Origin of the sequence: Vibrio sp. 2-Bac 85 (assembly GCF_037546705.1) — a bacterium.
Lineage (GTDB): Bacteria > Pseudomonadota > Gammaproteobacteria > Enterobacterales > Psychromonadaceae > Psychromonas.
Genome location: NZ_JALAAB010000003.1, coordinates 90,810 through 108,785 on the forward strand (window position 1 = coordinate 90,810; position 17,976 = coordinate 108,785).

Below are 17,976 nucleotides of genomic sequence, written 5' to 3' on the forward strand. Positions count from 1 at the left end.
AGTTATATAGCTCGTTAATTTAGAGCTATGATATGGTTTACAAATATAAGCTAGTTGCATTTTTTAGTCGTATTGTCGGGTAACTCGTTAATTATTAAGTAAGGTAAATGCATGAGCATTGAAAGTGATAAAGATTTTCAAGAGTGGATCTTGCCAGATTTTGAAGCCGAGGAAACCCTGCAAGAAGATGAAATTGACCTATTTGGTCGACCTGCAAATTGGTACCGTAGCCAGCAAGAAGAAGAACCAACTCCAGTCAAAGACGAACCTAAACCACTTACTTTAGAAGATATAGAATCCATTCGAGCTTCGGCCTATGAAGATGGCTTCAATGAAGGTAAAGAAGCTGGAATGGAAAAAGGTCTAGAGGAAGGTAAATTACAAGGTTTAGCTGAAGGGCACGAACAAGGTTTAGCGCAAGGTATTGAACAGGGCTTAAGCGAAGGCAAAGCAAAAGTTGATGCGCAAGTACTACATTGGGAACAGTTAGTTTCTCGCTTACACCAACCACTTGAAAAATTAGATGATAATGTCGAATTTCAATTAATTAAATTGGCAACTAATTTAGCTGAACAAATGGCGCGCTGTGAAGTTAGTGTTAATCCTCAAGTTATTCTACAAGCCTTAAAACAAGGTGTTGAAGCACTACCGGTTAATGAACAAACTATTGTGATTTCGCTGAATCCTGAAGATCTTGCATTCGTAGAAACTGCATTCTCTGAATCCGAGTGTCAAAAGCGTGGCTGGGATTTACGTTCAGAACCTACCTTGTTAAGAGGTGATTGCCAAATACATACGCAAACTTCCAGTATTGATTATGCTTTTTCAACACGTATCGAACAAGTACTAAAACACTTCTTAAAAGAGAATTATGAAAATACCCCTGAAGTAAGTAACGACGGTGATATTAGTCATGATCAGCCTTTAGATTATGAAATGAAAACAGAACAAGATTTATTAGCAGAAGCCGAATCCTCGACTGAACCGACGGATATTAATGATACTAACGCCATTAACGATCAACAGAACGATCTCGCAGCTGCCACTGGTACAGATAAAAGCTCAAGTGAAACTGATACAAATACTGAAAATACCAATACCAATACCAATACTAATAATAAGACGCTTAATTAACCATGAAAACATTATCGCAACGTATTACTCAATATCAAGTGGGTGAGTCAGTTACTCATCCAGTGGTGGCTGGAAAGTTGGTTCGTGTTGTTGGTCTGACTCTAGAAGCGGTTGGCTGTAGTGCTGCCGTGGGGAGTATGTGTAAAGTAGAAACGAATGACGGTTATATTGATGCGGAAGTTGTTGGTTTCTCAAGTGACCGATTGTTCTTAATGCCTAGCGAACGTTTAACCGGTGTATTACCTGGCGCTAAAGTTATTCCTCAAACAAAAGAAGTTGGTATTCCGGTAGGAATGGAATTACTCGGGCGTGTTTTAGATGGCATGGGAAACCCGATTGATGGTAAAGGCGAAGTAAAAACCAATACCATGAGTGGTTATAATAACACGCGTATTAATCCCCTTTCCCGTAAAGCGATTAAACAACCTCTTGATACCGGCATCAAAGCAATTAATGCATTATTAACCGTCGGCCAAGGACAACGAATGGGGTTGTTCGCGGGATCCGGTGTGGGTAAAAGTGTTTTATTGGGAATGATGACCCGAGGTACTAATGCCGATGTGGTCGTAGTAGGATTAATTGGTGAACGTGGTCGAGAAGTAAAAGAGTTTATTGAAGAAATTTTAGGGGAAGAGGGGCGTGCCCGTGCTGTTGTGATTGCAGCGCCGGCTGATGCATCACCATTGATGCGTTTAAAAGGCTGCGAGACTTCGCTTACCATTGCTGAATATTTTCGCGACCAAGGTTTGAATGTTTTATTGTTAATGGATTCATTAACTCGTTTTGCTCAGGCCCAGCGTGAAATTGCACTGGCTATTGGTGAGCCACCTGCTACGAAAGGTTATCCGCCTTCTGTTTTTGCAAAGTTACCGGCCTTAGTGGAGCGTGCTGGGAATGGTAATGAAAACCAAGGATCTATTAGTGCGTTCTTTACCGTATTAACCGAGGGCGACGATCTTCAGGATCCTATTGCCGATGCTTCTCGCGCTATCTTGGATGGCCATATCGTATTATCGCGTTCATTAGCAGACTCTGGACATTTTCCTGCTATTGATGTGGGTAAATCAATTAGTCGAGTTATGCCAATGGTTACCTCCGATGAGCATCAAACCTTAGCTAGGGTGCTAAAACAGGCTTATTCCTTATACGAAGAAAATAGAGAGTTAATTACGATTGGTGCTTATGCGCGTGGCAGTGATCCTCGAATCGATAAAGCGATCTTGATCAGGCCAAGATTGGATCACTTCTTGCAGCAAGGTATGAAAGACAGTATTAGTTATAACGATTGTTTGACACAGCTTGCAGTATTGACGCAGGAGTTTGTTAAAAGTTAATAGGGAAAAATCATGGCCGTTGATGCATTACAGCTTGTTTATGAACAAAGAGAAAAGCAAGTTGAGCAAGCTTTACAAGCTTACCAACAGGCTCAAAAAGCATTATTTGAACAACGTAACCAGCTGCAAAATCTACATCAATATAGACGTCAATATACTGCTCAATTAAGTGAAAAAGGCTCGCAAGGCCTGACCATTTCAACCTTAGCTAAATACCAACAGTTCATTGTACAAATAGATCAAGGGTTAACTAATCAACAGTCTTCATTAGTTAAGTTTGAATATGCCGTACGCGAAAAAAAACGTCAGTGGACAGATAAACAGGTTGCGCATAAAGCAATGGGTTTATTGTTAGAAAAAAAAGCACGTGAAAAAATAAAACTAGCCGATAAAAAAGAACAACAATTATTGGATGAATTTGCCACTTTTCAGTTTTTTCGAAAGAAACAAGCGGAACAAGATACAAATTAAGTTTTTACTTAATAATCTACTTTTTTGGTCTATTAATTGCTTTATTAAAGTAATGGTCAAATTTCGATAAAAGCGGCAACGAGTGACGTTAACCTTGTGATAGGTGCCGCTAAAATCCACCGTAAGTGAAATAGAGAATACTTTTATGATGCAATCCTTATTAAATGGCGCTGTAAGCGCAAAAAACAATGATCTGAAGGCGCATAAAGAGAGCGATAAAATAGATTCGGCTGCGAATAATTCTTCAAAATCTAAGCTTACGGAAGAACAAAATAGTTTTTCTAAAGTATTAAAAGAAAATATCAAACAAGATAATGTAGCAACAGATACTAAAGCAAATAACAAAATAAATACTAAAGATCAAAACAATGCGATTCAGAAGGCGGCTAATAAATCAGAAATGAATAGCCTCAACGGGGTTTCTGAGTCTACAGACGTAAAGGTTAAAAATAGCGCTATTAGCGATTCAGCAAACCACAATAAAGCACCTAGTGGAGACATTAAGACTAACGTGACGACTAAAAAGTCTGTCGCTATTGACAGTAATATTACTTCTAATACTGCTGAAACAAAACAGATGCTTGGTTTGTTGCAAAAAAACAATGCAGGGGATGCGATAAAAGTAACAACTAGCGAAATACAACAGGAGCTAGGGCAAAAAATATTGTCACCTTCAATGGATGCTGCAAGTTTACAACAACCTAGTTTAGCGAATTCTGCAAATATCAATTATTCTGCGTTGACTGGACAGCAAAATAATAGCGAACAAATGACGGCTTCTGGTGATTCCGATGCCCAAACGGATGCTGATCAGGAAATTAACAATACACAAAATCAACAACTGTTATTGGCTATTCAGTCTGCGCAGCAAGTCAATACAAAGGTTAATGTCAGTAATAATGAAGTCACTGGAGAAAGTGCCGCTGAATTCGACATTAATAATCAACTAATGTATCTCGATGGAAGTGAAGCAACGTTAAATACTACCGATATCAATCCAAAAATAGAATCTACCGATGCGAGTGATATGCTTACTAGTGAGGATATCGCAGAAGTAGCCGCTTTGGCTGCTAATGTAATGACAGCCCAAAATACTCCGCAACAAAACATGATTAATAATGCAGGTGTAAACACAGCAGATTTCGTGGCAGGCGAACAAGTTGTTACTGGAGCACAAGGTAATAATGAACTAAACATTAGCAATTCTAACAATGGCAGCAATGTCGTAAATAATAATGTTGTAACGAGTAATGGGACAAAGAGTACGACTGCTGAAGTAAATATTGCTAGTCAATTAGCGAGTACCGAAGGCTCTAGCCTTTCGGACAATACGTTAAGTGCAAACCCTCTGCCTGCAAATTCCCTATCAGCAAATAGTACGGATAGTAATGAATTGCAGACAGAAAAGGTTGATCCTATTATCTCAGCTTTGACTAAGGATAATACACAGCAAAACAAATCAATAACTACACCTGCAACCTCAATGCTTGAAACTATAGGGGCTGAAAATGTTGTTGAACCATTAACTGCGGCTAATAACAGCCAAGCCTTAAAGGTTGCTGATAGTCTAGAGCAAAGTGTTGATGAACAAGAGCCTGTTACTATAGAGACCATTAATTCTACAAATGCACAGCTCACAGAAGACATTCCAGTAGATGTTGTTAATGTAAATGCGACAACAAATACTGCTGTCAATTCAACGATTAATAAAGAATCTATAGACAACAATATCGAACAACAAAAAATTACTACTAAAGCTGCAAATACTAGTAACTCAGCCTTAAATACTGGAGGCGATGGCAGCAATAATGAAAAAAATGATCAAAGCAGTTCATTAAAACCGATGGCGGCAAGCAACCAATCTCAGCCGATTGCCGCAAATGTTTCAGGCACAACTCCAGAGAGCGAAACTGATCCTGCGAGTATCGAGGCGGCATTGCAGACACTTAAAAAGTCAGAACAAGATGATAGTGCAGGATCTCCTATTAGGCATGAAAGCACCGCTGCAGCACAAGCTGTTACAGATGTTAACGGCGCTAGGCCGAATCAAACTAGTTTAGCGCAATTAGATAAGTTAATGGCGGGTAATCAACAGCAACAAGCAACGAACAATCTATTACAACAACCTTTAGACATTCAATCAAAACATGCCGCGGCAATGATGGGCGAACGAGTGATGATGATGATCTCTCAAGGTAAGCAAGAGGTTCAAATTCGTTTAGACCCTGCTGAGTTAGGTTCAATGTTTATTAAAGTTAATATTCAACAAGATCAATTACAATTGAATATTCAAACTCAAGCTGGCTTAAGTAAAGATATTATTGAACAAAATATGCCACGGTTAAGAGAACAACTTGCACAGCAAGGAATTCAATTGGGTGAAGCAAACGTTCAGCAACAATCTCAACAACAAGGTCAGCAACAACAAAATAACGGTATGAATGCCATGTCAGGTAGGCAGACTCATAACAACGGAATGGTCGAAGAAGAGCAAACAGCGGTATGGATGCCGTCAAAAGTAGCGTCTACAGATCAAGGAATTGATTTTTATGCTTAAACAAAGCAATAGTTACTGGCTTACTGAGAAAGAACCATTAAAATCAACTTATTATTTTTGCACAAAACACGTATTCTTGAAAAATTGAGAATAAATACATCGAGAGGAATGACAGGCAATGGCTGAAGGAAATGATGCATCAATAGACGGTGAAAATGCAGCACCTAAGAGTAAGAAAAAATTAATTATCATCATTGTTGCTGTTGTGGTTTTACTTGCCGCTGGTGGTGGTGCTTTTTTTATGCTCTCTGGGGATGATGCAGCAAGCGATGAAACAGCGGCTGAAGCAACGACTGAAACCACAGAAAAAGGGGCTAACTACGTGCCAATGCCACGGCCTTTTGTGTTCAATGTATTAGAAGGTAAGCGCGATCGCACAGTGCAAATTAAAGTGCAATTAATGGTTAACACTAAAAGCAGTGAAGCCATTATTCGTAAACACATTCCATTATTAGAAAGTACATTAGTGAGTGTTTTTGGTTCAGCAACGATTGAACAATTACGTAGCCCTGCAGGCAAAAGTGAATTACGCCAAAAAGCGCTTGAAGAATTAAATGCCGCAACCACTATGGTTGAGCAAAGTGCACTTATCCATACGGTACTATTTACCGGTTTTGTTTTACAGTAATAGATAAGGGCTAAGCATGGATTTATTATCTCAAGACGAAATTGATGCACTATTGCATGGTGTGGATGACGTTGATGAGGAAGTGATTGAAAATGATGCGATGGATGAAAGCAACTCTCATGCCCATTTCGACTTTTCTTCACAAGACCGTATTGTTCGTGGTCGAATGCCAACCTTGGAATTGGTTAATGAGCGTTTCGCTCGTCATCTAAGGATCAGTTTATTTAATATGTTACGCCATACCGCTGAGGTTTCAATCAATGGTGTGCAAATGCTTAAATTTGGAGAATATGTTCACACCCTATTTGTTCCTACTAGCCTTAATATGGTGCGCTTTAGACCTTTAAAGGGAACTGGGTTGATCACCATGGAGGCGCGATTAGTTTTTATTTTAGTTGAAAACTTTTTTGGTGGTGATGGGCGTTATCATGCAAAGATTGAAGGGCGTGAATTTACGCCAACAGAGCGACGTATTATTCAAATGTTATTAAAAATAATTTTTGAAGATTACCATGAAGCGTGGTTACCAGTGATGGATGCTGAGTTTGAATATTTAGATTCAGAAGTAAACCCTGCAATGGCAAATATTGTCAGCCCCACAGAAGTGATTGTGGTTAACTCTTTTCATATCGAATTGGATGGCGGCGGTGGTGATTTTCATATTGCGATGCCTTATTCGATGTTAGAGCCAATCCGTGAATTATTAGATGCGGGTGTGCAAAGTGATAAAGAAGATACTGACCAGCGTTGGTCTCAGGCACTTCAAGATGAAATTATGGATGTTGAAGTTGATTTAGGAGCTCGCTTAGTAGAGAAGCAAGTTCCATTACGAGATATGATGCACTGGAAAGCAGGCGATATTATTCCCGTGGATCTACCCGAAAGTTTATTAGTGTCGGTGGAAGGTTTACCGACTTATAGGGCAACATTAGGGCAACGTAATGATAATTATGCATTAAAAATAACTCAAAAAATTGCGCGTCCTGAAGTACAAAAAACACAAATTCAATTGCAAGACTTAAAAGAGAAAAAACCTAAGCCCAGTTAACTTAAATACAGTTAAGCTAAATAAACTTAAATATAATTAAGTAAAAATAAGTAAAGCTAAGTAATTAATCGATAGGATATAAAGCATGAGCACAGAACAAGATATGGCAGATGAATGGGCTGCGGCATTAGAAGAGTCTGGAGATGCAGATTCAGGCGCTACAAATATTGATTTGGACGAGTTGAAAGATACTGCTGCGCCAATGAGTAAAGAAGAATTGGCTCGTTTAGATAGCATCTTAGATATTCCTGTGACTATTTCAATGGAAGTAGGCCGAAGTAAAATTAATATCCGTAACCTATTACAGCTTAACCAAGGTTCAGTAGTTGAATTAGAGCGTGTTGCTGGTGAACCACTAGATGTATTAGTTAATGGTACTTTGATAGCACACGGTGAAGTTGTTGTTGTTAATGACAAGTTTGGTATCCGCTTAACCGATGTCATTAGTCAAACTGAACGTATCAAAAAACTAAAATGAAGCAGTTAATTCAAACAGTTTTGTTAACAGTAATTAGCTTGCCTGTTGTTGCTTTAGAAGAGACTAGTAAACGTCCAGAATTAGCGATCGGCACTATGCTTGGCTCGTTAATACTAGTGCTTGCTTGTATTTTTTTGTTTGCTTATTTAATGAAAAAAAGCAATTTTATTCGCCAAGGTGGCAGTAAAAACCCAATTAAAATCATTGCAACTCAACCGCTAACTAATAAAAGCCGTGTGCAAATTGTTGAAGTCTACGGTAAGCAGTATTTATTAGGAGTAAGTGAGCAATCAATTAATTTATTAGATCAAATAGATACACCGAGTGTCGAGCAACAGGCTGAAACGCAAAGCGTGCCATCATTTGCGACAGCTTTTGCCAGTGTATTATCTAAAGCAGGAAAAAAGAATAATGAATAAACTGCTGATATTATTATGCTCAGGTCTATTTTTGTTTGCTCCACAGGTAATGGCAGAGCCAGGTGCATTGTCGGCAGTCACAGTCACAACGAGTGCTGCGGGTGACCAAGAATACAGTGTAACCTTGCAAGTACTTGCGTTTATGACTGCGCTTAGCTTCTTGCCTGCAATGTTGATTTTAATGACCTCTTTCACTCGTATTGTGATTGTGATGTCGATTCTTCGTCAAGCGCTTGGTTTACAACAAACCCCTTCGAATCAAGTGGTTAATGGTATCGCTTTATTCATGACTTTTTTCATTATGGCGCCTGTTTTTGACCGTGTGAATGAAAATGCAATACAACCTTACTTAAATGAAGAGATGACAATAGTGCAAGCCCTTGAACAAGGGAAAAAGCCTATGATGCAATTTATGTTGTCACAAACGCGGCTGAAGGATTTAGAAACATTTTTGGAAATTGCTAATGTAGAAGTTGATAGCCCTGAGGAAGTTCCGATCACTGTGCTGATCCCGGCTTTTGTCACCAGTGAATTAAAAACCGCTTTCCAAATCGGCTTTATGTTATTTATTCCTTTTTTAATTATTGACTTGGTGGTTGCTAGTATCTTAATGGCCATGGGGATGATGATGTTATCACCGATGATTATTTCATTACCCTTTAAACTAATGCTATTTGTTTTAGTAGATGGCTGGAATCTAGTGATGGGTAGTTTAGCTAATAGTTTCGGGTTGTAAGGAGACTTATGGAACCGGAAGTTTTTGTAAACATATTTAGACAAGCATTATGGCTGGTTTTGATCCTCGTATCTGCGGTTATCGTGCCAAGTTTATTAGTGGGTTTGGTGGTTGCTGTGTTTCAAGCGGCAACATCAATTAATGAACAAACCTTGAGTTTTTTACCGCGTTTAATTATGACCTTAGTTGCCTTAGCCTATGGTGCACATTGGGGGTTTGGTAAGTTAATGGAGTTTTTTATCGCCATGATTAATCAAATTCCGGAAGTGGTGGGATAATGGTTTTTTCGGCGGATATCATTCTTGATTTTATCGCCAGTTATTTATGGGCATTTTGCCGTATCGCTGCCATGCTAATGGTGATGGTAGCTGTTGGCTCTAACACAACGCCGACACGGATCCGCCTTTTTTATGCGCTTAGCATTACTTTATTAGCCTTACCTTCTCTCCCTCCTGCGCCCAACTACATTGAACTCTTCTCCATGACCAGCTTTATTGTCGTGTTACAACAACTCTTAATTGGCATCGCAATGGGCACAATCTCTGTTTTTGTGGTGCAAACTTTTGTGGTTGCAGGGCAAATTATTGCAATGCAAACTAGCTTAGGTTTTGCTTCTATGGCTGACCCTATGAGTGGACAGACATCGCCGGTTGTTGGTCAATTTTATGTGTTGTTGGTGACTTTACTATTCTTAGGAATAGATGGGCACCTGTTAATGATAGAGATGATTATTAGAAGCTTTGAAACCTTACCTATTTCTGAAAATGGCTTGTTAGCAGCAGACTACTATAAAATAGCTGAATGGTTCTCGACTATGTTCCATGCTGCACTGGCCTTCTCAATTGCATCGATGGTTGCGATGTTATTGGTTAATTTATCCTTTGGTATTATGACCAAAGCAGCACCGCAATTAAATATTTTCAGCTTAGGCTTCTCAATCAGCATGGTGTTTGGTTTATTTGTATTGTGGATAACCTTATTAAATGTGCCATTGCATTTTGAAAACCAATGGTCAAAAGGGGTCATCACTATGTGTGAAATACTTGATAATCCCTGTACTAAACCGTAATGAGCTACACTATTATTTGTAGCTCTGTTTGCAGTGCGATCTTCACTACTACCTATAGTGCTATCTGCATTATTAGAGGTTACCTCTACTCACGGTTTGCTAAAGGAGTAATTGATGGCTGAAAATGAAAACGGTACGGATAAGTCCGAGGAAGCCACCCCCGACAAAATACGAAAGTCCAAAGAAAAGGGACAAGTAGCCCGATCCAAAGAATTAGCGACTGCGTCGGTGTTAATTGCTGCAGCATTATCGGTGTTTATTTTTGGAGATCGATTAGCCTACGAGTTGTCGATAATGATGAAGCGTTCATTCACTTTTGAGCGCGCAGATATATTTGATCCCGAACAGATGTGGCATGCACTTGTTGATGGCTTTAGCGGTTTAGGCGTGCCGATGTTTGTTATTTTATTAATGCTATTTATTATTTCAATTTTAGGCAGTGCTTTGTTAGGCGGCATGATTTTTAGTACTAAAGCAATGATGCCTAAGTTTAGCCGTATGAGTCCAAAAGCAGGCCTAAAGCGTATGTTAGGTTTACAAGCTTGGGTTGAATTATTGAAGTCCATTCTAAAAGTAGCCGTGGTGATTGGTGTCGCTTGGGCTATTTTAGGTGCGACCTTTGAAAACATTTTACATTTGTCGGTGAGCCAACTTCCGGGTAGTGCTTTTGAAGCCCTGGACATGCTGAGGTGGATGTTTCTTATATTGTGTTTGTCGTTATTAATTATTGTTGCAGTGGATGTGCCCTATCAAATTCACAAACACAGCGATGAGTTAAAAATGACCAAACAGGAAGTAAAAGACGAGTACCGTAATTCGGAAGGTAAACCAGAGGTTAAGCAGCGTATTCGTCAATTACAGTATGAGATGTCACAACGTACCATGATGGGAGATGTGCCCGATGCGGATGTTATAGTCACCAATCCGACTCATTATTCAGTGGCCTTGAAGTACGATAAAGATGGCGATAGACCTCCCTATGTTGTTGCTAAAGGTGTCGATTTTATGGCGCTTAAAATCCGCGAAGTTGCACGAGAAAATGAAGTGCCTGTTATGCAATCTCCACAATTATGCCGCGCCGTTTACCATACCACTGATATCGGTAAAGATGTGCCAGAAGAGTTGTTTATTGCGATTGCTAAAATATTGGCTTATATCTATCAGCTCGAGCAATTCAGAAAAGGCAGATCTGGCCGCCCTAAAGCTTTACCGACGGATATTCCTGTGCCCGATGACTTTATTTATCCCAATTAAAAATTCGATGTAGGGTTAACAATAAAAGAATATTTTTACCTGTTATTTATCTAAACTGGTATTGTTGCTGCGTTATCACTAAAATATAAGCATAAAATAGTTAATATGTTTGATTAATAAGCATAAATTGCGGCTTATGCTAAAAAATATTCAGGCAAGTTCCTATTTTTTAGCTATTATTTATGTCTATGCTCACGAGTTAAATTCGTAAAGCTAATATCTGCTACTTGAGTTTGTTAAAGTAGACTGAATATAAGACATATTAACACTCGCTAACACATTCATTTTTTTAGGTGACGCTATCAACACTGTTTTTTCATCTCTATGGGCCAAACGCGCAATTTTCTTCGGCGGTTTAGGTACTCCAATTTTAGTGTTAGCTGCACTAGGCATGGTTATTTTACCAATGCCTACTTTACTGCTGGATATCCTATTCACTTTTAATATTGCCCTCGCGTTAGTGGTTTTATTAGTATCCATTTACACCAAGCGGCCACTGGATTTTGCTGCTTTCCCAACTGTACTGCTAATTGCAACCTTACTGCGCTTGGCGTTAAACGTTGCTTCTACGCGAGTGGTATTGTTAGAAGGCCATGAGGGTGGTAATGCCGCTGGTAACGTGATCGAAGCCTTTGGTTCGGTGGTGATTGGCGGTAACTTAGCCGTTGGTCTAATTGTTTTTATCATCTTAATGATCATTAACTTTGTAGTAATTACCAAAGGTGCGGGACGTATCTCAGAAGTAAGTGCTCGTTTTACCTTGGATGCAATGCCGGGTAAACAAATGGCCATTGATGCAGATTTGAATGCCGGATTAATCAATCAAGAGCAAGCTCGAACCCGCCGTGAAGAAGTTACTATGGAAGCTGACTTTTATGGTTCTATGGATGGTGCCAGTAAGTTTGTAAAAGGTGATGCCATCGCTGGTATCATGATCTTATTTATCAATATCATTGGTGGCTTTATTATTGGTATGGTGCAATATGATCTACCTTTGGCTCAAGCTGCTGAAATTTATACGTTATTAACGATTGGTGATGGGCTTGTTGCACAAATACCGTCATTGTTATTATCGATTGCCGCTGCGATCACCGTTACCCGTGAAAATACTGAAGCGGATATGGGTAATCGAATGCTGGGGCAGATGTTTGATGACCCTAAAGCATTAACTATTACTGCTGGCATATTGTTAGTGATGGGCATTGTGCCTGGTATGCCACACCTTGCTTTTTTAACTCTAGGTGCAATTGCGGCAGGCGGTGCATATTGGCAATTACAACGTTTGAAAGTGAAACAGGAAACGGCTCTCGCGATACAAGAAAATGGTGGGCCAATCAGTGATAAACCTGCTGAAGTAAAAGAGCTAGGTTGGGATGACGTACGCAGTGTTGATACCATTGGTTTAGAAGTCGGCTATCGCCTTATTCCGCTGGTTGATAAATCACAGGGTGGGCAGTTATTAGATCGCATTAAAGGGGTGCGTAAAAAACTATCGCAACAAATGGGTTTTTTAATTCCACCTGTGCATATTCGAGATAATTTAGATTTATCGCCTAACAATTATAATATTTCTTTGATGGGTGTCAGTTGTGGTCAAGCAGATATATATCATGATAAAGATATGGCCATTAATCCAGGGCAAGTGTTTGGGCCGATTGATGGAATAACAGGTGTTGATCCCGCGTTTGGACTAGAAGCAGTATGGATTGATGAAGTGCAGCGTGAACAAGCACAAGCATTAGGTTACACCGTTGTTGATACTGCAACCGTTGTGGCAACACATCTTAGTCAAATATTAAGTAACCATGCCGCACAGTTATTAGGGCATGAAGAAGCACAAAATTTATTAGATATGCTGGCTAAGAAGCAGCCGAAGTTAGTGGAAGGATTAGTACCTGAGGTATTGTCTTTAAGTACTGTTGTTAAAGTATTACAGAGTTTATTAAACGAGAACGTTGCGATTAGGGATATTCGTTCTATTGTACAAACGTTAGTAGATTACGGGCCGCGTAGCCAAGATGCCGAAGTTTTGACGGCAGCGTGTCGAATTTCATTAAAACGCATGATTGTACAAGAAATTATCGGTAATGAGCCTGAAATCCCAGTGATTACGCTGTCTTCAGAGTTGGAGCAAATATTGCATAAGTCTATACAGGCTGGTGGATCGGATGGTGCAGGTATTGAGCCTGGGTTGGCAGAGCGTATTCAAAACTCATTAATTGAAGCGTCGCAGCAACAAGAATTGATAGGTCAACCTGCGGTTTTATTAACATCAGGGGTATTACGCGGCACCTTAGCTCGATTTGTTAAAAATACAATACCGAGTCTACACATACTGTCTTATCAAGAAATTCCCGATGATAAACAGATTAAAATAATAAGCTCAATTGGGCAATAATGGTTGTAATCAATGAAAATTAAACGATTTTTTGCAAAAGATATGCGTACGGCTATGGTTGAGGTCAAAGAAGTTTTAGGGCCAGATGCTGTGATCATGTCTAATAAAAAAGTAGTGGGTGGCATTGAAATTGTGGCCGCCGTTGATTATCAATCACAAACCTCGGCTGATGCAAAAGCAGATAAAGGCGATGCACTGTCGCAATTAAAAGAAGATAGCGTGCAACTGTCTTCTAAAAGTGCAGAAAAAGTACCAAAAATAAAATTACCAAATAGTATTCGTAGTAATCGTAAAGAAAGCGGAGATGACTTTGCTAAATCATTAAACTCGTTTTTTGGTAAGGTTAATGCGCAACAAAATAAGAAACCACAGCCTAAAAAACGTGATGACTTGCCTGCTTTTTCTTTTCAAGAACAAGAAGAAAGAAGGTCTACCTCTTATTCATCGTCATCACAACCTGCTACGCTAGCGGAGCAGCAAAATTGGAATAATCGACAAGAAACGAGTGCGCCTTTAACAAGAAGTTCAGCGCCTACCAATCGTGCGAGTGACAATAAAGAAATTGCTAAAATTAGTGAAGAAGTTGCTTCATTGCGTAAACTGCTTGAACATCAAGTATCAGGATTAATGTGGCAAGAAATTGAACGTAAAGAGCCTGTTCGCGCGATGATTATTAAGTGGTTAAACAGCGCTGGCTTTTCCGATGAAATCGCAGATCATTTAGCCAGTTATGTTCCTGAAGATGCCTCTTCAAGCGAAGTACAGCACTACATTCAAGCATTATTGCAAGATAAAATATCCATCGGTCAAAATGAAATATTAGTGCAAGGCGGTGCTATTGCGCTGTTAGGGCCAACGGGAGTCGGTAAAACCACAACCATTGCAAAATTAGCTGCACAATTTGCTATTAAGTACGGTCCTGAACAAGTTGCATTAATAACAACAGATACCTATCGAATTGGCGCACATGAACAACTGGCAACCTACGGTAAAATAATGGGCTGTGCAGTACGCGTAGCAAAAGATGCCGATGAGTTGTCACAAATTTTATACCAGTTTAGAGAAAAACGATTAGTGTTGATCGACACTGCAGGTATGGGACAGCGAGATGTGCGTCTTTCTGAGCAGTTAGAAACTTTGATGAGTAGTAGCCGTGTTAATATTAAAAGTTATTTAGTGGTGCCTTCCACTGCGCAACGTAGAGTGGTAGAAGAAGCATTACAACACTTTAAGCGTATCCCGTTATCGGGCTGTATTCTAACTAAAATAGATGAAAGTATTGGTCTAGGAGAAGTGTTAAGTGTAACCATGAAGCATGCATTGCCGATTAGTTATATCACCACTGGACAGCGTGTTCCTGAAGATATTGAAATTGCTAAAGTAGAAAATTTAATTAGCGGAACCTTATCCATGATGGAAACACAACAACAACAAGACAAACATCAATGGTACAGCAGCACTGAAGATTAATTCAATGATTGTGTTGTGTACTATATTGATTTAACTAATTTTAAAATGATGAGTAACAATGATGATGGCAGATCAAGCAAGCGGTTTAAGACGAATGAGAAATCAGCAGGTTAAAGTGATTGCTGTCACTGGCGGTAAAGGCGGTGTGGGTAAAACTAACGTGACACTGAATATGGCTGTGTCACTTGCTAAAATGGGTAAGCGTGTGATGGTGCTCGATGCCGATTTAGGACTTGCTAATGTGGATGTTTTATTAGGGATCCGTGTTCTTAAAAATTTATCACATGTGTTGTCCGGTGAGTGTACTTTAGATGAAGTGATTGTAAAAGGCCCAGAAGGAGTGATGATCATTCCGGCAACCTCTGGTACTCAATCCATGGTTGAATTAACGGATGTTGAGCATGCCGGATTGATTCAGGCTTTTAGTTCATTGCAAACTCCGATCGATATTTTATTAATTGATACCGCGGCAGGTATTTCCAATATGGTAGTGAGTTTTGCTCAAGCTGCTCAAGATGTGTTGATGGTGGTATGCGATGAGCCGACTTCGATAACCGATGCCTACGCGCTAATTAAAATACTAAGTAAGCAAAATGGTGTTTATCGCTTTAAAATCGTGGCAAACATGGTCAGAAGCTTACGTGAAGGGCAGGATCTATTTACAAAATTAACACGTGTAACGGATCGATTCTTAGATGCATCATTAGAGTTAGTGGCTTGTATTCCATTTGATGGCAATGTGCGTCAAGCGGTAAGAAAACAAAAAACTGTGGTTGATGCCTTTCCAAAAACACCCGCTTCTCTTGCTTTTAAAGCGTTAGCGAATCGAGCTTGTGATTGGCCTATTCCACATCAACCCGGCGGCCATTTAGAGTTTTTCATTGAAAAACTCTTGCTTAATGATAAAGACGATACTCTGAAAGAGCTATTATAAGTGATTAAAGCGCAGGGATACCAAACCGACACATCAGAGCTGATTGGGCGTCATTCAGAACTGGTGCAAAAAATTGCTTATCATTTGATGGCTAGGTTGCCTGCGAGTGTACTGGTCGATGATTTAGTACAATCCGGCATGATCGGACTATTAGAAGCTGCGCGTAATTTTGATGCCACTAAAGGCGCAAGTTTTGAAACGTTTGCGGGTATCCGTATTCGTGGTGCGATGTTAGATGAAATGCGTAAAGGTGATTGGGTTCCTCGTTCAGTACATAAAAACAGTAGAACTATAGCCAGTGCTATCGATGCTGTTGAAAAACAAACTGGGGAAGACGCCAAAGAGATCGATGTTGCTAATTATCTGCAAATACCATTACCTGAATATCAGCAAATGTTACAGGATGTTAATTGTGCAAGATTGGTTGCCTATGAAGATTTAGCCAATCCAGATGATATGTTTGCACAGCCAAGTTCTTCTTTTGATAGTACTTTTGATGCTGTTGCAGATAATCAATTTACTCATCAATTAGCGCAAATGATTGAACAACTTCCACAACGAGAAGCATTAGTGTTATCGCTTTATTATGATGAAGAATTGAATTTAAAAGAAATAGGCTTAATTCTTGAAGTCAGTGAATCACGTGTTAGCCAAATTCTTAGCCAAGCCGTACATCGACTGAAATCTAAAGTTAATCCTGATAGAATATAGCCAATAAGGAGTAATTCCAAGGAGTTGCTCACACTGCAAGTACCAAGCTAAAAAATAATGTAGAAATATAATGTTTTTTTCCAATTTTTATCTACTTTTATTGTAGTTAATAATAATAGGTAGATTTAAGTAACATTAAGTAGCTTTAAATAACAATAAGTAGATTTTTGACTTAGGGGAATGTTTTGAAAAAAGATATGAAAATCTTGATTGTTGACGATTTTTCAACAATGAGAAGAATAATTAAAAACTTGTTAAGAGATTTGGGTTTTACAAATACCTATGAAGCCGATGACGGCCATACAGCTCTGCCTATGTTAAAAAGTGGTAATTTTGATTTTGTGGTCACTGACTGGAACATGCCAATAATGCAAGGTATTGATCTTTTAAAAAAGATCCGTAAAGACCCCCAGTTAAAACACCTTCCTGTTTTAATGGTAACCGCTGAAGCAAAACGAGAGCAAATTATTGAAGCTGCTCAAGCTGGTGTAAATGGTTATATTGTTAAACCATTTACGGCTGGTACGTTGAAAGAGAAATTAGATAAAGTATTTGAGCGTTTAGGTTAACTTTAGGGGGTTACAGTATGGCGAATACAATTATGCCACACATATCTCTCTCTCAAGCTAAGGCGCTTGTAGCATACTTAGAAGCAGAGCAAATCACTGAAGCTAATAAGATTGTTGAGAGTATTGATTTTTCAGTTACATCCGATCAGATTATATTTGAACAAATTGGCGAGCTCACCCGCGATTTGCATGAAGCATTACTCTGTTTTAATAATGACACGCGTTTAGTTGATTTAGCAGGGCAAGATTTACCCGATGCTCAAAACCGCCTAAATTATGTTATTGAAATGACTGATAAAGCGGCGAACACTACCATGGATGCCGTAGACTACTGCTTACCTATTGCCGATAAACTAATTAACGATTTAGAGGCCATTACACCAAGTTGGCAAGGGTTAATGACACGCAACTTAGAATTAGGTGACTTTAAGACACTATGTCATTCACTGGATGAAATCTTTGCTCATTCTAAAATCAGTGCCGTTGATTTACGCAATAAATTAACTGAGATTTTAATGGCTCAAGAGTTTCAGGATTTAACTGGGCAAATGATTAATAGAGTGATTGATTTAGTACAGGAAGTTGAGTCTAAATTGATTGTCATATTGACCGTTTGTAGTAAAGAAAGCGAATTAGCTAATTGTGCAAAAACACAATACAACAATATAGAGGCTGAAGGTCCTATTATGAATGCTGAAACGCGTTCAGACGTTGTTAATGGACAAGATGAAGTTGATGATTTACTTTCAAGTTTAGGATTTTAAAG

18 protein-coding genes are annotated in these 17,976 nt (G+C 39.1%); all 18 read left to right on the top strand.

What is annotated here, in order from left to right:
* The first annotated feature begins 111 nt into the window (after window positions 1-111).
* Complete coding sequence (gene fliH, locus MT390_RS04780; RefSeq protein WP_499439893.1) at window positions 112-1,134, top strand: flagellar assembly protein FliH; 1,023 nt, start codon at window positions 112-114, stop codon at window positions 1,132-1,134.
* 2 nt (window positions 1,135-1,136) lie between these two features.
* Window positions 1,137-2,468 (top strand): flagellar protein export ATPase FliI, encoded by a 1,332-nt coding sequence (fliI, locus tag MT390_RS04785; protein WP_499439895.1) that lies wholly within the window; start codon window positions 1,137-1,139, stop codon window positions 2,466-2,468.
* A 12-nt stretch (window positions 2,469-2,480) separates the two neighbouring features.
* The gene (fliJ, locus tag MT390_RS04790) at window positions 2,481-2,939 is read left to right on the top strand and encodes a flagellar export protein FliJ (RefSeq protein WP_166371917.1); all 459 of its coding nucleotides are present in this window, start codon (window positions 2,481-2,483) and stop codon (window positions 2,937-2,939) included.
* Window positions 2,940-3,084: 145 nt separating this feature from the next.
* On the top strand, window positions 3,085-5,496 hold the full coding sequence (locus MT390_RS04795; RefSeq protein WP_499439897.1) for a flagellar hook-length control protein FliK: 2,412 nt from the start codon (window positions 3,085-3,087) through the stop codon (window positions 5,494-5,496).
* A 118-nt stretch (window positions 5,497-5,614) separates the two neighbouring features.
* Complete coding sequence (gene fliL / locus MT390_RS04800) at window positions 5,615-6,124, top strand: flagellar basal body-associated protein FliL (protein WP_499439899.1); 510 nt, start codon at window positions 5,615-5,617, stop codon at window positions 6,122-6,124.
* Window positions 6,125-6,140: 16 nt separating this feature from the next.
* Window positions 6,141-7,172, top strand: a complete 1,032-nt coding sequence (gene fliM / locus MT390_RS04805) for a flagellar motor switch protein FliM (RefSeq protein ID WP_499439900.1) — start codon at window positions 6,141-6,143, stop codon at window positions 7,170-7,172.
* 85 nt (window positions 7,173-7,257) lie between these two features.
* On the top strand, window positions 7,258-7,650 hold the full coding sequence (gene fliN / locus MT390_RS04810; RefSeq protein WP_166371913.1) for a flagellar motor switch protein FliN: 393 nt from the start codon (window positions 7,258-7,260) through the stop codon (window positions 7,648-7,650).
* Window positions 7,647-8,069 carry a flagellar biosynthetic protein FliO gene (fliO, locus tag MT390_RS04815; RefSeq protein ID WP_166371912.1) on the top strand — a complete coding sequence of 141 codons (423 nt, stop codon included), beginning with the start codon at window positions 7,647-7,649 and terminating at the stop codon, window positions 8,067-8,069. The genes fliN and fliO overlap by 4 nt, the downstream gene beginning before the upstream one ends.
* A 49-nt stretch (window positions 8,070-8,118) precedes the next feature.
* On the top strand, window positions 8,119-8,805 hold the full coding sequence (fliP, locus tag MT390_RS04820; protein WP_499440070.1) for a flagellar type III secretion system pore protein FliP: 687 nt from the start codon (window positions 8,119-8,121) through the stop codon (window positions 8,803-8,805).
* An 8-nt stretch (window positions 8,806-8,813) separates the two neighbouring features.
* Window positions 8,814-9,083 carry a flagellar biosynthesis protein FliQ gene (fliQ, locus tag MT390_RS04825; RefSeq protein ID WP_028867412.1) on the top strand — a complete coding sequence of 90 codons (270 nt, stop codon included), beginning with the start codon at window positions 8,814-8,816 and terminating at the stop codon, window positions 9,081-9,083.
* Window positions 9,083-9,874 carry a flagellar biosynthetic protein FliR gene (fliR, locus tag MT390_RS04830; RefSeq protein WP_205963046.1) on the top strand — a complete coding sequence of 264 codons (792 nt, stop codon included), beginning with the start codon at window positions 9,083-9,085 and terminating at the stop codon, window positions 9,872-9,874. The genes fliQ and fliR overlap by 1 nt, the downstream gene beginning before the upstream one ends.
* Window positions 9,875-9,988: 114 nt before the next feature.
* Complete coding sequence (gene flhB / locus MT390_RS04835) at window positions 9,989-11,128, top strand: flagellar biosynthesis protein FlhB (RefSeq protein WP_028867414.1); 1,140 nt, start codon at window positions 9,989-9,991, stop codon at window positions 11,126-11,128.
* Between the two features lie 301 nt (window positions 11,129-11,429).
* Window positions 11,430-13,526, top strand: a complete 2,097-nt coding sequence (gene flhA, locus MT390_RS04840; protein ID WP_166371963.1) for a flagellar biosynthesis protein FlhA — start codon at window positions 11,430-11,432, stop codon at window positions 13,524-13,526.
* 12 nt (window positions 13,527-13,538) lie between these two features.
* Window positions 13,539-14,996 carry a flagellar biosynthesis GTPase FlhF gene (gene flhF / locus MT390_RS04845; protein ID WP_499439902.1) on the top strand — a complete coding sequence of 486 codons (1,458 nt, stop codon included), beginning with the start codon at window positions 13,539-13,541 and terminating at the stop codon, window positions 14,994-14,996.
* A 61-nt stretch (window positions 14,997-15,057) separates the two neighbouring features.
* Window positions 15,058-15,930, top strand: a complete 873-nt coding sequence (locus MT390_RS04850) for a MinD/ParA family protein (RefSeq protein WP_166371962.1) — start codon at window positions 15,058-15,060, stop codon at window positions 15,928-15,930.
* Window positions 15,931-16,641 (top strand): RNA polymerase sigma factor FliA, encoded by a 711-nt coding sequence (locus tag MT390_RS04855; RefSeq protein ID WP_166371909.1) that lies wholly within the window; start codon window positions 15,931-15,933, stop codon window positions 16,639-16,641.
* Window positions 16,642-16,838: 197 nt separating this feature from the next.
* A complete protein-coding gene (gene cheY, locus MT390_RS04860; RefSeq protein WP_499440072.1) occupies window positions 16,839-17,210 on the top strand; it encodes a chemotaxis response regulator CheY in 372 nt (123 codons plus the stop codon).
* A 17-nt stretch (window positions 17,211-17,227) separates the two neighbouring features.
* Complete coding sequence (locus MT390_RS04865) at window positions 17,228-17,974, top strand: protein phosphatase CheZ (protein ID WP_299660110.1); 747 nt, start codon at window positions 17,228-17,230, stop codon at window positions 17,972-17,974.
* Window positions 17,975-17,976: the final 2 nt, after the last annotated feature.

What these genes read in the sequence shown, in the direction of transcription:
- fliM (WP_499439900.1), top strand. Translation starts at nt 6,141, where the DNA reads ATGGATTTATTATCTCAAGACGAAATTGATGCACTATTGCATGGTGTG.
- MT390_RS04865 (WP_299660110.1), top strand. Translation starts at nt 17,228, where the DNA reads ATGGCGAATACAATTATGCCACACATATCTCTCTCTCAAGCTAAGGCG.
- flhF (WP_499439902.1), top strand. Translation starts at nt 13,539, where the DNA reads ATGAAAATTAAACGATTTTTTGCAAAAGATATGCGTACGGCTATGGTT.
- fliN (WP_166371913.1), top strand. Translation starts at nt 7,258, where the DNA reads ATGAGCACAGAACAAGATATGGCAGATGAATGGGCTGCGGCATTAGAA.
- MT390_RS04850 (WP_166371962.1), top strand. Translation starts at nt 15,058, where the DNA reads ATGATGGCAGATCAAGCAAGCGGTTTAAGACGAATGAGAAATCAGCAG.
- fliJ (WP_166371917.1), top strand. Translation starts at nt 2,481, where the DNA reads ATGGCCGTTGATGCATTACAGCTTGTTTATGAACAAAGAGAAAAGCAA.
- flhB (WP_028867414.1), top strand. Translation starts at nt 9,989, where the DNA reads ATGGCTGAAAATGAAAACGGTACGGATAAGTCCGAGGAAGCCACCCCC.
- fliR (WP_205963046.1), top strand. Translation starts at nt 9,083, where the DNA reads ATGGTTTTTTCGGCGGATATCATTCTTGATTTTATCGCCAGTTATTTA.
- MT390_RS04795 (WP_499439897.1), top strand. Translation starts at nt 3,085, where the DNA reads ATGATGCAATCCTTATTAAATGGCGCTGTAAGCGCAAAAAACAATGAT.
- fliH (WP_499439893.1), top strand. Translation starts at nt 112, where the DNA reads ATGAGCATTGAAAGTGATAAAGATTTTCAAGAGTGGATCTTGCCAGAT.
- cheY (WP_499440072.1), top strand. Translation starts at nt 16,839, where the DNA reads ATGAAAATCTTGATTGTTGACGATTTTTCAACAATGAGAAGAATAATT.
- fliP (WP_499440070.1), top strand. Translation starts at nt 8,119, where the DNA reads ATGGCAGAGCCAGGTGCATTGTCGGCAGTCACAGTCACAACGAGTGCT.
- fliQ (WP_028867412.1), top strand. Translation starts at nt 8,814, where the DNA reads ATGGAACCGGAAGTTTTTGTAAACATATTTAGACAAGCATTATGGCTG.
- fliO (WP_166371912.1), top strand. Translation starts at nt 7,647, where the DNA reads ATGAAGCAGTTAATTCAAACAGTTTTGTTAACAGTAATTAGCTTGCCT.
- fliL (WP_499439899.1), top strand. Translation starts at nt 5,615, where the DNA reads ATGGCTGAAGGAAATGATGCATCAATAGACGGTGAAAATGCAGCACCT.
- fliI (WP_499439895.1), top strand. Translation starts at nt 1,137, where the DNA reads ATGAAAACATTATCGCAACGTATTACTCAATATCAAGTGGGTGAGTCA.